Origin of the sequence: Micromonospora sp. NPDC049151 (assembly GCF_040648395.1) — a bacterium.
GTDB lineage: Bacteria > Actinomycetota > Actinomycetes > Mycobacteriales > Micromonosporaceae > Micromonospora.
The window spans coordinates 24,891-40,231 of sequence record NZ_JBEZDP010000011.1 but is presented as its reverse complement, the minus strand read 5'-3'; the positions used below and the strand labels follow the sequence as shown (position 1 = coordinate 40,231).

The 15,341-nt window shown below is 74.2% G+C and carries 5 protein-coding genes; all 5 read left to right on the top strand.

Annotation, left to right across the window (positions count from 1 at the left end):
• Positions 1-18: 18 nt before the first annotated feature.
• The 5 genes from AB0B20_RS15045 to AB0B20_RS15025 are packed head-to-tail and all read left to right on the top strand — an operon-like array spanning position 19 to position 15,248.
• Positions 19-5,469: an SDR family NAD(P)-dependent oxidoreductase gene (locus AB0B20_RS15045; protein ID WP_357470970.1), complete on the top strand. Its 5,451-nt coding sequence runs from the start codon at positions 19-21 to the stop codon at positions 5,467-5,469.
• Between the two features lie 27 nt (positions 5,470-5,496).
• Positions 5,497-6,450 (top strand): TauD/TfdA family dioxygenase, encoded by a 954-nt coding sequence (locus AB0B20_RS15040; RefSeq protein WP_357384021.1) that lies wholly within the window; start codon positions 5,497-5,499, stop codon positions 6,448-6,450.
• Position 6,451: 1 nt separating this feature from the next.
• The gene (locus AB0B20_RS15035) at positions 6,452-6,640 is read left to right on the top strand and encodes an MbtH family NRPS accessory protein (RefSeq protein ID WP_013285950.1); all 189 of its coding nucleotides are present in this window, start codon (positions 6,452-6,454) and stop codon (positions 6,638-6,640) included.
• A complete protein-coding gene (locus AB0B20_RS15030; protein ID WP_357470965.1) occupies positions 6,637-9,762 on the top strand; it encodes an amino acid adenylation domain-containing protein in 3,126 nt (1,041 codons plus the stop codon). Before AB0B20_RS15035 ends, AB0B20_RS15030 begins: the two co-directional genes overlap by 4 nt.
• Complete coding sequence (locus AB0B20_RS15025) at positions 9,762-15,248, top strand: amino acid adenylation domain-containing protein (RefSeq protein WP_357470962.1); 5,487 nt, start codon at positions 9,762-9,764, stop codon at positions 15,246-15,248. Before AB0B20_RS15030 ends, AB0B20_RS15025 begins: the two co-directional genes overlap by 1 nt.
• The last annotated feature ends 93 nt before the right edge of the window (positions 15,249-15,341 follow it).

The following is a 15,341-nucleotide window of genomic DNA, read 5'->3' as shown; positions in this document are numbered from 1 at the left end:
GTGAATGAAGGAACCCCCATGCAGAACGACATTCCCGCCGACGACGGCGTCGAGCCCATCGCGATCGTCGGGCTCGCCGCCCGGCTGCCCGGCGCGGCCGACGTCGACGAGTTCTGGCGCAACCTGGTCGACGGCGTGGAGTCGACGACCGAGCTGACCCGCGAGGAGCAGCTCGCCCGCGGCGCCCAGCCGCAGGAGGTCGACGACCCGGGCTGGGTCAACCGCGCCCCGCTGGTGGACGGCTACGACGAGTTCGACGCCGGGCTGTTCGGGATGACCGCCCGCGAGGCCGAGATCACCGACCCGCAGCACCGGCTGTTCCTGGAGACCTGCTACACGGCGCTGCAGGACGCCGGCTACGACCCGGGCCGCTACGACGGCGCGGTGGGCGTCTACGCCGGCACCGGCGGCAACACGTACCTGCACCGCAACGTGTACCGCAACAAGCGGGTCGGCGGGAACCCGCACGGCGCGGTCTCGCTGGCCACCGGCAACTCGCCGAACTACGTGGCCACGAACGTGTCGTACCGGCTGGACCTGCGCGGCCCCAGTCTCACCGTGCACACCGCCTGCTCCACCTCGCTGGTGGCGTTCCACCTGGCCTGTGAGGCGCTGCGCAACGGCGAGTGCGACATGGCCCTCGCGGGTGGCGTCAACATCGAGCTGCCGCACGTCGGCTACCTCGGCATGGACGGCTTCACCTCGCCGGACGGGCGGTGCCGGCCGTTCGACGCCGGAGCGAACGGCACGGTGTGGGGCAGCGGGGTCGGCGTGACGCTGCTCAAGCGGCTCTCCGACGCGATCGCCGACGGCGACACCATCCGCGCGGTGGTGCTCGGCAACGCCATCAACAACGACGGCGCCGGGAAGGTCGGCTTCACCGCCCCCAGCATCGACGGGCAGATGGAGGCCATCGCCCAGGCCGTCGCGCTGGCCGGCGTCGACCCGCGCAGCATCAGCTACGTCGAGGCGCACGGCACCGGCACCGCGCTCGGCGACCCGATCGAGGTCGCCGCGCTGTCCGCCGTCTACACGAAGGACACCGACGAGCGCGGCTGGTGCGGCATCGGCTCGGTGAAGTCGAACATCGGCCACCTCAGCCAGCCCTCCGGCATCGTCAGCGTGATCAAGACGGTGCTGGCGATGGAGCACGGGCTGATCCCGCCGACCATCAACTACGAGAGCCCGAACCCGGCCATCGACTTCGCCGACACCCCGTTCTACGTGGCGAACACGCTGACCAAGTGGGACACCGACGGCGGGCCGCGCCGCGCCGGCGTCAGCTCCTTCGGCATCGGCGGCACCAACGCGCACGTGGTGCTCCAGGAGGCCCCGGCCGCCGGTCGGCAGGAGCCGCCGGTCCGCCCGGCGCACCTGCTCCAGGTGTCGGCGAAGACCCCGACCGCGCTGGACACCGCCGTGCGGCGGCTCGCCGACCACCTGGACAGCGGCGGCGACGTCGCGCTGGCCGACGTGGCGCACACGCTGCGGGTCGGCCGCCAGGCGTACGCCCACCGCGCCGCTGTCGTCGCCGGTGACCCGGCGTCCGCCGCCGCCGCGCTGCGCGAGCGGCGCAAGGGTCACCGGGGCGTCGCCGAGGGCCCCGCGCCCCGGGTGGCGTTCCTGTTCAGCGGCCAGGGCTCGCAGTACGCCGGGATGGGCGCCGAGCTGTACGCGCAGGACAGCGCGTACGCCGCCGCCGTCGACCAGTGCGCCGACCTGCTCCGCCCGGAACTGGGCCTGGACATCCGCGACCTGATCCTGGGCCGCGACCCGGAGGCGGCGGACAAGCTCACGGAGACCCGCTACACCCAGCCCGCCCTGTTCACTGTCGAGTACGCGCTCGCCGCCGCCTGGCGGGCCGCCGGGGTGGCCCCGGCCGCGATGATCGGCCACTCCATCGGCGAGTACGTCGCCGCGACTGTGGCCGGGGTGTTCGACCTCGCCGACGCGCTGCGCGTGGTGGCCGCCCGGGGCCGGCTCATGCACTCCCTGCCGGCCGGTTCGATGCTGGCGGTCACGCTCGACGAGTCGGAGGTGACCGGCAGGCTGCCCGAGGGCCTGTCGGTGGCCACGGTCAACGGCCCCGGCACCTGCGTGGTGGCCGGCGAGACGGCGCTGGTGGAGGAGTTCGCGGCGAGCCTCGGCGGCAAGAACAAGTCGAAGGTGCTGCGCACCTCGCACGCGTTCCACTCGCCGATGATGGACCCGATCCTGGACGAGTTCACCGCGCTGATGGCCACCGTGCCGCTGCGCGCCCCGGCGGTGCCGTTCGTGTCGAACGTGACGGGCACCTGGATCACCGAGGCGCAGGCCACCGACCCGGCGTACTGGGCCGCGCACCTGCGCCGTCCGGTCCGCTTCGGCGCGTGCGTGGCCACGCTGCTCGCCGAGGGCACCTGGGCGCTGGTCGAGTGCGGCCCCGGGCGGCAGCTGGCCAACCTGGCCCGGATGCAGGTCGCCAAGGCCGGCGAGGCGCAGCGCGCGCTGACCCCGCTGGGCAGCCTGCCCGGCCCCGGCGACCAGACCGGCGATCTGGCCGCGCTGCTCGGCACGGCCGGCGCGCTCTGGTGCGCCGGGGTGCCGGTGAGCCTCCCGGCCGACCCGCACGCGCGGCGGGTGCCGCTGCCGACGTACCCGTTCGAGCGGCGCCGCTACTGGATCGACCCGGACCCGGAGCAGGAGCTGGCGGCGGCGCCCGCCGAGACCGGCCCCCGCCCGCTGCCGGAGTGGTTCGCGGTGCCGGTGTGGCGGCAGGCCGCCCCGGCCCGCACCGCCGAGCCGCTGGGCCGCTGCCTGGTGCTGGCCGACGGCCCGCGCGGGGACGCGCTCGTGGCCGCGTTGCGCGCCGCCGGCGACGACCCGGTCGAGGTACGCGCCGGTGAGGCGTTCACCGTCACCGCGAACGGCTTCCGGCTGCGCCCCGGCGTCCGCGCCGACGCCGAGGAACTGGTCGCCGCGCTCGGCGCGGACCTGCCCCGGCGGATCGTGCACGCGTTCGCGCTCGACGGTGAGCCGGCCGGCATCGACACGGCGGCCGCCTGGGCGGCGCAGGAGCGCGGCTTCTTCGGCGCGCTGCACCTGGTGCAGGCGCTGGCCGGCGCCGGTGTGACGGCCGACGAGGCGGGCGTACGCCTGGACCTGGTCACCACCGGCGTCGGCGACGTACGCGGCGACGACCTGACCCGCCCCGAGCACGCCACGCTGGCCGGCCTGGCCCGGGTGCTCCCGGCCGAGCTGCCCGGCCTGACCGTGCGGCTGCTCGACACCGACCCGTCCGCGCGCGGCGTCGCCGCCCTGGTGGCCGAGCTGCGCAGCCCGGTCGACGCCGAGCACCCGGAGGTGGCGCTGCGCGGCGACCGCCGCTGGCTGGCCGGCTACGAGCAGGTCACAGTGGGCGCCGAGGACGAGCCGGGCGTGCTGCGCGAGGAGGGCCGCTACCTGATCACCGGCGGTCTCGGCGGCATCGGCGTCACCCTCGCCGAGGACTTCGCCCGCCGGGCCCGCGCCAAGCTGGTGCTGCTGGCCCGTTCCGGGCTGCCCGGGCGCGAGGAGTGGGACGCGCACCTGGCTGTGCACGGCGGCGCCGACCGGGCCGGGCGGGCCATCGCGGCGATCCGCCGGATGGAGGCCGCCGGCGCCGAGGTGCTGGTGCTCGCCGCCGACGTGACCGACGCGGACGACCTGCGCCGGGTCCGCGAGGAGGCGGAGCGCCGCTTCGGCGGGCTGGACGGCATCGTGCACGCCGCCGGTCTGCCCGGTGGCGGCATGGCCGAGGTGAAGGAGCGCGACGAGGCGCGGCGTGTGCTGGCCCCGAAGCTGGCCGGCACCCTCGCGCTGGCCCGGGTCTTCGGCGACCTGCCGCTGGACTTCGTCGTGCTCTGCTCCTCGATCACCGCGGTGATCGGCGGCTTCGGCCAGGTCGACTACTGCGCCGCGAACAACTTCCTGGACGCCTTCGCGCGCTCCGGCACCGGGTTCCGCGCACCTGTGGTGTCGCAGAACTGGGGCGGCTGGGCCGAGGTCGGCATGGCGGTGGAGACCGCCGCGCCGGCTGCGTTCCGGGCCGCCGGGCGCGACACCGTCACCACTGCGGTCGCCCACCCGGTGCTCACCACGATGGTCGCCGGCCCGGACGGCACGGTGCTGCACGGCCTGGTCTCGGCCGACACCCACTGGCTGCTCGACGAGCACCGGATCGGCGGGGTGCCGGTGGTGCCGGGCACCGCCCACCTGGAGTCGGTACGCGCCGCCGTGGTGGCCGCGCTGCCCGCGCCGGGGCCGGACGCCGCGGTGGAGCTGCGCGACGTGGTGTTCCTGGAGCCGTTCTCGGTGCCGGACGGCACGGTGGCCCAGTACCGGGTGGAGCTGACCCGGACCGAGGACGGCACCGACTTCACGGTCGCCAGCCTCGCCGCCGGGCAGGCCCGCACCCACGTGCGCGGCAGCGCCGGGTGGACCACCGAGGCGGCCCCGCCGGCCGTCGTGCCCGCGGTGGCCGGGCGGCGGGTCGACGACGACGCCTCGTTCGGCCGGGGACGCACCAGCATGCTCACCTTCGGGCCACGCTGGGCGGCGCTGGCCGAGCATCACCTCGCCGACGGCGAGGAACTGGCGAGGGTGCAGGCGCCCGCCGCCGCGCTCGGCGACCTGCCCTCCTGGGGGATGCACCCGGCGCTGCTGGACGTGGCCACCGCGTTCGGCCGGGGGCAGGGCTCCGGCACCTACCTGCCGCTGTCGTACGGCCGGATCGTGGTGCGCGGCGCGCTGCCGGCGACGTTCCACAGTCACCTGCGGCACCGGCCCGCAGCCACCGACGAGGTGGTCGCCGCCGACCTGTCGCTGCGCGACCCGGACGGGCGGGAGCTGGTAGCGGTCAGCGACTTCGTGCTGCGCCGGGTCGACCAGAACGCGGTCACCGGCAACCTGGCCGAGGCCCCGGCGGCGGGCGGTGACGCCCCGGCCCCGGTCACCGAGGACATCCGCCCGGTCGACGGTGCGGAGGCGTTCCGCCGCAGCCTCTCCGCCGGTCTCGGCGCCCAGGTGGTGATCACCACCCGCACCGTGGCCGACATCCGGCGCCGCGCGGCCCGGGTCACCACCGACAGCATCGCCGAGGAGACCGACGCGCCGGCCGGCACGGCGGCGGCCACCGGCGGCGGCTCGGCCGCGCCCGGCACCGAGCTGGAGAAGACCATCGCCCAGGTGTGGCGCGACGGTCTCGGCGTCACCGACGTCGGCGTGGACGACGACTTCTTCGCCCTGGGCGGCAACTCGCTTGTCGCCGTGCAGCTCATCGCCGCCATGCGCAAGGCGACAGGCGTGCGGCTGCCGATGCGCAGCCTCTTCGAGACCCCCACTGTGGCCGGCCTGGCCGCCCGGATCGAGGAGCTGCGCGCCGAGGCGCCCGCCGACGCGCCGGTCGCCCCGGCTGCCATCCCGGCCATCCCGCGGCTGCCCCGCGGCTGACACCCCCGACCAAGGAGACACCGCACCATGAGCGAGACAACCGCGACGCTGCCGGTCGTCGTCGAGAGCGACGGCCGGGCGCTGACCGACCTGATCGCGGCCCGGCGCGCCGAGCTGCGGGACACCCTCGTCGCCAGTGGAGGGCTGCTGTTCCGCGGCTTCGACGTGGGCGGCGTGGACGGCTTCGACCAGGCCGTCCGCGCGCTCGCCGGCGAGCCGCTGACCTACACCGAGCGCTCCTCGCCCCGGCACTCCATCAAGGGCCGGGTCTACACCTCGACCGACTACCCGCCGGACGAGGAGATCTTCCTGCACAACGAGAACTCGTACCAGGCGCGCTGGCCGCTGACGCTGTTCTTCTACTGCGTCACACCGCCGGACACCCAGGGGGCCACGCCGCTGGCCGACGTGCGCCGGGTGTACGAGCTGATCGACCCGGCGGTGCGCGAGGAGTTCGTCCGCCGTCGGTGGATGCTGGTGCGCAACTTCCACGGCGACTTCGGCACCCGCTGGCAGGAGGTGTTCAACACCGAGAGCCGCACCGAGGTCGAGGCGTACGCGGCGGACAACGGGATCACCGTGGAGTGGGTCGGCAAGGACGGCCTGCGTACCCGCGCGGTCCGCGACGTGGTGCACCACCGGCCCGGGTCGGACACGCCGCGCTGGTTCAACCACGCCACCTTCTTCCACCTCAGCACCCTGCCGACTGACTACCAGGAGGGGCTGCTGGCCATGTTCGGCGCCGACGGGCTGCCGTCGAACACCTACTACGGCGACGGCGGCGAGATCCCCGCCGACGTCATGGACCACCTGCGCGCCGCCTACCGGGCCGCCACCGTCCGCTTCGACTACCAGCGCGACGACGTGCTGGTGGTGGACAACATGACCGCCGCGCACGGCCGGGAACCGTTCACCGGTCCCCGCAAGATCGCCGTGGCGATGGCCGAGCCGTACACCCCCGAGACCGCTGGAGCGAACTGACATGGCCGAACCCCGATTCCTGGTCGTCCGCAACGACGAGGAGCAGTACTCGATCTGGTCGGCCGACCGGGACCTGCCCGCCGGCTGGCACGACACCGGCTTCGCCGGCAGCCGCGAGGAGTGCCTGGCCCACGTCGACGAGGTCTGGACCGACATGCGTCCCCGTTCGGTGCGCGAGGCCCTCTCATGAGCACGAGCCAGGAGTGGACCTTCCCGGCCTCCTACGCCCAGGAGCGGGTGTGGATGGCCAACCAGCTCGACGCCGGCTCGCCGGTGTTCAACGTGTCCTTCCCGTGGCTGTTCCCGGCCGGCGTGGACGCCGGCACGGCAGGTGACGTGGTCAACCGGGTCGTCGCCCGGCACGAGGCGCTGCGTACCCACCTGCGGACCGACGACGGCGCGCTGGTGCAGGTCGTGCGCGCCCACGAACCGGCGCCGCTGCCCGTCACCGACATCACCCACCTGCCGGCCGGTGAGCAACGGGCCGAGTTCGAGCGCATCCGCGGCGAGATGGCCCGCACGCCGATCCCGCTGGACGCGGCACCGCTGTGGCGGGCCCGGCTGATCCGCATGACCGAAGGGCTGGCACTGGCGTTCGTGGTGCACCACGCCGTCTTCGACAGCCACTCGGCGGTGCTGTTCCACGCCGAGCTGGTCGCGTTCTGCGAGGCCGCGCGCACCGGCGCCGAGCCCGCCGTGCCCGAGCTGCCCATCCAGTACGCCGACTTCGCGGTCTGGCAGCGCCAGCAGCTCACCGGCGGGGAGCTGGACCGGCAGCTCGCCTTCTGGACCGGTCACCTGGCCGGCGCGCCGGCGGTCACCGGCCTGCCGCTGGACCGGCCCCGCCCGGCCCAGCTCGGCTTCGCCGGTGACGAGGTGCGCTTCACGCTGCCCGACGGGCTGCTGGACCGCGTCGGCGCGCTGGCCACCGGCGCGCAGGCCACCCCGTACATGGTGCTGCTGGCCGGATTCGCGGCGCTGCTGTCGCGGATCTCCGGCGACACCGACGTGGTGGTCGGCGTCTCCACCGCGGGCCGGGACAACCCGGAGCTGGCGCCGCTGATCGGCATGTTCGTCAACCCGGTGGCGCTGCGCTGCGACGTCTCCGGCGACCCGGCGTTCGCGGCGCTGCTCGGCCGGGTCCGCAACGGCCTGATCGACGCGATGGAGCACGGGCAGACGCCGTTCCAGAAGATCGTCGAGGCGGTCGACCCGCAGCGGGACCCGTCGGTGCAGCCGATCTTCCAGACCGCGCTGAACTGGATCCCGGACTCCGGCCTCGACCCGGTGGAGCTGGGCACCACGAAGGACGACCTGGCCTTCGACATCACCACCGGCGACTGCCGCCTGGTGTACCGCACCGAGCTGTTCGACCGGGCCACGGCCGAGACCGTGGTCAGCCGCTACGTGCGGCTGCTCGCCGCCGCCGTCGCCGAGCCGGAGCGTACGGTCGGCGCGCTGCCGCTGCTCACCGACACCGAGCGGGACCGGGTGCTCGAAGCCTGGAACGACACCGCCCACGACGTGCCGGTCACCACTGTGGTCGACGAGGTGCAGCGGCAGGCCGCCGCCACCCCGGACGCGGCGGCGCTGGTCTGCGACGGCGTGACGCTCGGCTACGGCGAGCTGAACACCGCCGCGAACCGGCTGGCCCGGCTGCTCGTGGCGCGCGGCGCCGGCCCGGAGACCCGGGTCGCGCTGGCACTGCCCCGCTCCTGCGACCTCGTCGTGGCGATGCTCGCGGTGCTCAAGGCCGGCGCCGCGTACGTGCCGGTGGACACCGCGTACCCGGCCGGCCGGATCGCGTACCTCCTGGCGGACGCCGCGCCCGCGCTGGTGGTGACCGCGCCGGACACCGCCGCCGTGGTGCCCGGCGACGCGCTGGTGCTCGACGGCGAGGTCGGCTCGGACCAGTCCGGCGACGACCTCACCGACGCCGACCGGGTCGCGCCGCTGCGCCCGGAGCACCCGGCGTACGTGCTCTACACCTCCGGCTCCACCGGCCGCCCGAAGGGCGTGGTGGTCGAGCACCGGGCGGTGACCGCGTACCTGGCGTGGGCCCGCGCCACCTACCCGGGGCTGGCCGGGGTGGCGCTGCTGCACTCGCCGGTGTCGTTCGACCTGACCGTGACCGGCCTGCTCGGCACGCTCACCGCCGGCGGCACGGTACGGCTCGCCGCGATCGACGACGCGGCCGCCCGCGCCGGTGGCCGGCCCGCGTTCCTCAAGGTCACGCCGAGCCACCTGCCGCTGCTCGACGGCGAGCTGTCGCCGACGGCCGACCTGGTGATCGGCGGCGAGGCGCTGACCGGGGAGCAGCTCGCCGCCTGGCGGGCCGCGCATCCCGACGTGGCGGTGATCAACGAGTACGGCCCGACGGAGGCCACAGTGGGCTGCGTCGCGGCCCGGATCGCTCCCGGCGAGCCGGTCCCGGCCGGGCCGGTGCCGATCGGTGCGCCCACCTGGAACACCCGGGCGCTGCTGCTCGACGCCGCCCTGCGGCCGGTGCCGCCGGGCGTGGTGGGGGAGCTGTACGTCACCGGCACCCAGCTCGCGCGCGGCTACCACGACCGGCCCGGCCTGACCGCCGAGCGGTTCCTGCCCTGCCCGTACGGCCCGCCCGGCGCCCGGATGTACGCCACCGGCGACCTGGCCCGCTGGCGTGCCGACGGCACGCTGGACTACCTGGGCCGCCGCGACGACCAGGTCAAGGTGCGCGGCATGCGGATCGAGCTGGGCGAGGTGGAGGCCGCGCTGCTGGCCCACCCGGACGTGCGCGCCGCCGCCGCGGCGGTCCGCACCGACGGCGGTGAGCCGATGCTCGTCGGCTACCTGGTGGGCCCGGCCCACGAGGACTCGGTCCGCGCCGAGCTGGCCCGTGAGCTGCCGGCGCACCTGGTGCCGGCCGCCCTGGTCCGGCTGGACGCGCTGCCGCTGACGCCGAACGGCAAGCTGGACCGCGCCGCGCTGCCCGCCCCGGCGGCGGCCGAACCGGCGCAGGACAGCTTCGTCGCGCCCCGCACCGAGGCCGAGGCCCTGGTCTCGGAGGTGTACGCCGACATCCTCCAGGTGGAGAAGGTCGGCGCCCTGGACGACTTCTTCGCCCTCGGTGGCAACTCGCTGCGCGGCATGCGGGCGATGGCCCGGATCCGCGCGGAGGTGGACGTCGACCTGCCCATGCGGGCGCTGTTCAGCAGCCCCGTGGTGGCGGACCTGGCCGCCCAGATCGAGGCGCGGATCGCCGCCGAACTCGACGGGCTCTCCGACACCGAGGTCGCCGCGCTGCTCGCGGCGGAAGAGGGAACCAACTGATGACCGACCTGAAGGATCCGGCCCGCGAGGCGGCCCGGCAGGCGCTGATCGCCCGACGGCTACGCGCCCGCCAGACCGCCCCCGCGGCCCGGATCACCCCCCGCCCGTCCGGCGCCGAGGTGCCGCTGTCGTACGCCCAGGAGCGGGTCTGGTTCATGGACCAGCTCGCCCCGGGCGAGGCGGCGTACCACATCGCGGTGCCGCTGCGGGTACGCGGGCCGCTCGACGTGGACGCGCTGCGCGCCGCGCTGACCGGGCTCGCCGAGCGGCACGAGTCGCAGCGCACCCGCTTCCCGGCCGACGCCGACGGCCGTCCCACAGTGGTCGTCGCGGACACCGCCGACGTGCCGCTCACTGTGGTGGACGCACCCGACGAGGCGGCCGCGCAGGCGCTCGTCGACGCGGCGGCGGCCGAGCCGTTCGACCTGGCGAACGGGCCGCTGCTGCGGGCCCTGCTGATCCGGCTCGCCGCCGACGACCACGTGCTGTTCCTCGCCCAGCACCACATCGTCGGCGACGGCTGGTCGGTGGACGTGCTGCTGCGCGACCTGATCACGCTCTACCGGGGCGGTGAGCCGCCCGCCCTGCCGATCCAGTACGGCGACTTCGCCGTCTGGGAGGCGCAGGAGCTGGACGGCCCGCAGGCCCGCGCGCACGTCGACTACTGGAAGCAGCGGCTGGCCGGCATCACCCCGCTGGAGCTGCCGCTGGACCGGGCCCGCCCGGCCACCCAGACCTACCGTGGTGACTTCGTCGAGTTCCAGCTCGACCCGGCCGCCACCGAGGCGCTCAACGCGCTCACCCGCGACAGCGGCGGCACGCTGTTCATGACGCTGCTCGCCGCGTACCAGGTGCTGCTGGCCCGGCACGCAGGCCAGGACGACTTCGCCATCGGCGCGTCGGTGGCCGGCCGGTCCGCGCCGGAGCTGGAGAACGTCGTCGGCATGTTCATCAACATGCTGCCGCTGCGCGCCGACCTGGCCGGCGACCCGACGTTCGCCGAGCTGCTGGAGCGCACCCGCCGTACCGTGCTCGACGGGTTCGAGCACGGCGAGGTGCCGTTCGCCAAGGTGGTCCACGAGCTGGGCCTGCCGCGTGACGTCAGCCGCTCCCCGGTGTTCCAGACGATGTTCGTGCTGCAGAACTACGAGATGGGCCGCTTCCGTGGCGTGTCCCGCACCGACGAGGTCACGTTCTCCTGGACCCCGATGGAGTTGCGGGCCACCCGGTTCGACTTCGAGCTGCACGCGGTGGAGACCGTCGACGGGCTCTGGGGCAAGCTGGTCTTCAACACCGACCTGTTCGACCGGGCCACCGTGGAGCGGATGGCGCAGCGGTGGACCGCCCTGCTGGACGCGGTGGTCGCCGCGCCCGACACCCCGGTGTCGCGGCTGCCGCTGCTGCCCGCCGCCGAGCGGGAGCTGCTGGCCGCCTGGAACGACACCGCGGCGGACTTCCCGCGCGACGAGACGCTGCACGGCCCGATCGAGCGGCGTGCCGCGGTCACCCCGGACGCGGTAGCGGTCACCATCGACGGGCACAGCCGCACGTACGCCGAGCTGAACGCGCAGGCCAACCGCGTCGCGCACCGGCTGCGCGCGGCGGGCGTCGGCCCGGAGACCCTGGTCGGGGTCTGCGCGGAACGCTCCGTGGAACTGGTCGCCGGCCTGCTCGGCGTGCTCAAGGCCGGCGGCGCGTACCTGCCGCTGGATCCGGAGTACCCGGCCGACCGGCTCGCGTTCATGGTCGGCGACGCGGACGCGCCGGTGGTGCTGGTCCAGTCGCACCTGCGCGACGTGCTGCCGGACACCGGCGCCACGGTGCTCGAACTCGACGACGCCACGGTCTGGGCCGGTCAGCCCGAGACCGACCCGGCGCCCGCCGCCGGTCCGGAGAACCTGGCGTACGTCATCTACACCTCCGGGTCCACCGGCCGCCCGAAGGGCGTGCCGAACACGCACCGGGGCATCGTCAACCGGCTCGACTGGATGCAGAAGACGTACGGCCTCGGCGCCGACGACGCGGTGCTGCAGAAGACCCCGGCGAGCTTCGACGTGTCGGTGTGGGAGTTCTTCTGGCCGCTGCGCACCGGCGCCCGCCTGGTGCTGGCCAAGCCGGGCGGCCACAAGGACGCCGGCTACCTGCGTGACCTGCTGGTGTCCGAGCGGATCACCACCGCCCACTTCGTCCCGTCGATGCTGACCGTCTTCCTCGCCGAGGACGGCGTGGAGGCGGCCACCGCGCTGCGCCGGGTGATCTGCTCCGGCGAGGAGCTGCCGCTGGCCTCGGCGGCCGACTTCACCGCCCGGCTGCCCTGGTGCGGCCTGCACAACCTGTACGGCCCGACCGAGGCGGCCATCGACGTGACCGCCTGGGCCTGCGAGCCGGGGCGGCTCGCCGAGGTGACGAGCGTGCCGATCGGCGCGCCGATCGCCAACCTGCGGCTGCACGTGCTCGACCCGTCCGGCGCGCAGTGCCCGGTCGGGGTGGCCGGTGAGCTGCACATCGGCGGCGTCGGGCTGGCCCGCGGCTACCACCGCCGGCCGGCGCTGACGGCGGAGAAGTTCGTCCCGGACCCGAACTCCTTCGAGCCGGGCGCCCGCCTCTACCGCACCGGCGACCTGGCCCGCTGGGTCGTCGGCCCGGACGGCGCCGGGGTGATCGAGTTCCTGGGCCGCATCGACCACCAGGTCAAGCTGCGCGGCCTGCGCATCGAGCTGGGCGAGATCGAGAGCGCGCTGCGCGAGCAGCCCGGCGTCACCGAGGCCACGGTGATCGTCCGCGAGGACAGCCCGGGCGACAAGCGGCTCACCGCGTACCTGGTCGGCGAGGCCGAGCACGCCGCGCTGAAGGCGGCGCTGAAGGACACGCTGCCGGAGTACATGGTGCCGGCCGCGTTCGTCACGCTCGACGCGCTGCCGCTGACCCCGAACGGCAAGCTGGACCGCAAGGCGCTACCGGCGCCGGTGGTCACCCGCGAGGCGTCGGTGGCGCTCGTCGAGCCGCGCGACGACACCGAGCGGGCGGTGGCCGCGATCTGGTCCGAGGTGCTGGGCGTGGACACGCTCGGCATCGACGACGACTTCTTCGACCTGGGCGGGCACTCGATGCTCGCCACCCAGGTCGTCGCCAGGATCCGCAAGGCGGAGCTGGGCGGCCGGGCGGTCGGCGTGATGGACCTGTTCCAGCAGCGCACCATCCGGGACCTCGCCGCGTTCATCTCCGGCGACGCCGACCAGGCGGGGCCGCGCCGGCTGCTCTACGAGCTGACAAAGCCGATCCCGGCGGGCAAGCGGGTGCTGACGTACGTCTGCGTCCCGTACGGCGGCGGCAGCGCCATCGTCTACCAGCCGCTGGCCGACGCGCTGCCGGCCGGGTACGGGCTGTGGTCGCTGGCGATCCCCGGCCACGACGTGGGTCTCAGCGAGGACGCGCTGCCGTTCGACGAGCTGACCAGCCGGGTCGCCGACGAGATCCTGGAGCGGGTCGAGGGGCCGATCGCGCTGTACGGCCACTGCGGCGTGGGCAGCGCCATCCTCGCCGACGTGGCCCGCAAGGTGGAGGCGGCCGGCCGGGAGCTGGAGGCCGTGTACATCGGCGCGATGTTCCCGTTCGCCCGCCCGAAGGGCGTGATCGCGGCGCTGCGCGACCGCCTGGAGCGGCTCAGCAGCAACAGGCACTCGGCGAGCTGGCTCAAGTCGATGGGTGTGGACACCGACGAGCTGGAGCCGGAGCAGGCCGACCGGATCATCAGCAACATGCGGGCCGACTCCCGCGCCTCGGAGGAGTACTTCACCCGGCTGCTGGACCAGCAGGCGACGAAGCTCCGTACGCCGATCATCTCGGTGGTCGGCTCCGAGGACCCGGTGACCGACTACTACCGCGAGCGGTACGCCGAGTGGCAGTTCCTCAGCGACACGCTCGGCCTCGTCGTGCTCGACCAGGCCGGGCACTTCTTCCTCAAGTACCGGGCCGAGGAACTGGCCGAGATCGTCACCCAGGTGCACCCGGCGGTGGCCGCCGGGGACGTCGGCGCGCTGACGCCGGAGGCCCGCGGTGAGGACGCCGGCTGGGTGGTGGCCGACACGCTGCGGGTGGGGGAGGACCGCAAGCCCACCAAGACGGTCAAGCCGAGCATGGGCCGGTTCATGGCCATCACGACCGGCCAGCTCATCTCCAGCACCGGTTCCGCGCTGACCGCGTTCGCGCTGCCGATCTGGTTGTTCAACCGCACCGGTTCGGTGGCGAACCTCGGCCTGCTCTGGGCGCTCGCGCTGATCTGCGGTGTGCTCATGCTGCCGGTGGCCGGCGCGCTGGTCGACCGGGTCAGCCGGCGCCGGATCATGATGACGGCGAGCTGCTTCGCCGGCTCGGTGCAGCTGGTGCTTGCCGTCCTGCTGTGGACCGACAACCTGGTGCTCTGGCACATCTACATGCTGGTGGCGCTGAGTTCGGTGGCCGGTTCGTTCCAGCGGATCGCGTTCCAGTCGGCGGTGCCGCAGCTGGTGCCCAAGCGCTACCTCGGGCACGCCATGGGCATCACCCAGCTCTCCACCGGTGTGGCCACGCTGCTCATGCCGGCGTTCGCGGCCGGTCTGCTCGCCACCATCGAGCTGAAGGGCATCCTGCTGGTCGACGTGGCCAGCTACGTGTTCGCGGTGCTCACCCTCGCCGTGGTCCGCTTCCCGGACGCGCTGGGCTGGCGGCCCAAGGAGCGCCTGCTGGTGGCCATCGCCAACGGCATGCGCTACTCCTGGCGGCACCGCGGGTTCCGGCTGATGCTCGGCTACTTCGCGCTGGGCAACATCTTCCTGGCGCCCGCGCTGGTGCTCATCACGCCGCTGGTGCTGTCGTTCGGCAGCCCGACGCAGGTGGCGCAGGTGGCGCTGGCCGAGGCGGTCGGCGCGGTGCTCGGCGGCGTGCTCATGTCGCTGTGGGGCGGTCCGCGCAAGCGCCGCATGATCGGTGTGCTGATCGGCAACCTGGGCACCGCCATCGGCTGCGTGCTGATCGGCCTGGACGCGTCGGTGGCGATGATCTGCGTCGGCTTCTGCTGGCTGGCCATGTCGATGACCACCGCGCAGTCGATCTACGCGACGATCGTCCAGGTGAAGGTGCCGCAGCGCTTCCACGGCCGGGTGTTCAGCCTCAACCAGACCATCTCCTGGTCGACGCTGCCGATCGGGTTCGCGCTGCTCGCGCCGGGCGCCACCGCGCTGTTCGAGCCGATGCTCGCCCCGGGCGGGGCGCTGGCCGGTTCGGTGGGAGCGGTGATCGGCACCGGGCCGGGCCGGGGCATCGGCTTCGCGTACATCTGCTTCGGCGCGGCGCTGATCCTCGTCACGCTCGGCGGGTTCGCGATCCGGCTGCTGCGCCGGTTCGACCTGGAGGTGGAGGACTCCCTGCCGGACGACCTGATCGGCGCCCAGGAGCGGGAGAAGCGCCTGGCCGCCAAGGCCGAGAAGAAGGAACTCGCCTCGGTCTGACCCCGCCGCCCACCTGGTTGATCAAGGAGTTCGTGTCCGTTCCGGGCCTTCCGGCCGGCACGAACTCCTTGATCACCGGGGCTAGCATCGGTG

Bases quoted from the DNA above. Each gene is read 5' to 3' on its own strand.
- AB0B20_RS15045 (WP_357470970.1), top strand. From the start codon at position 19: ATGCAGAACGACATTCCCGCCGACGACGGCGTCGAGCCCATCGCGATC.
- AB0B20_RS15040 (WP_357384021.1), top strand. From the start codon at position 5,497: ATGAGCGAGACAACCGCGACGCTGCCGGTCGTCGTCGAGAGCGACGGC.
- AB0B20_RS15035 (WP_013285950.1), top strand. From the start codon at position 6,452: ATGGCCGAACCCCGATTCCTGGTCGTCCGCAACGACGAGGAGCAGTAC.
- AB0B20_RS15030 (WP_357470965.1), top strand. From the start codon at position 6,637: ATGAGCACGAGCCAGGAGTGGACCTTCCCGGCCTCCTACGCCCAGGAG.
- AB0B20_RS15025 (WP_357470962.1), top strand. From the start codon at position 9,762: ATGACCGACCTGAAGGATCCGGCCCGCGAGGCGGCCCGGCAGGCGCTG.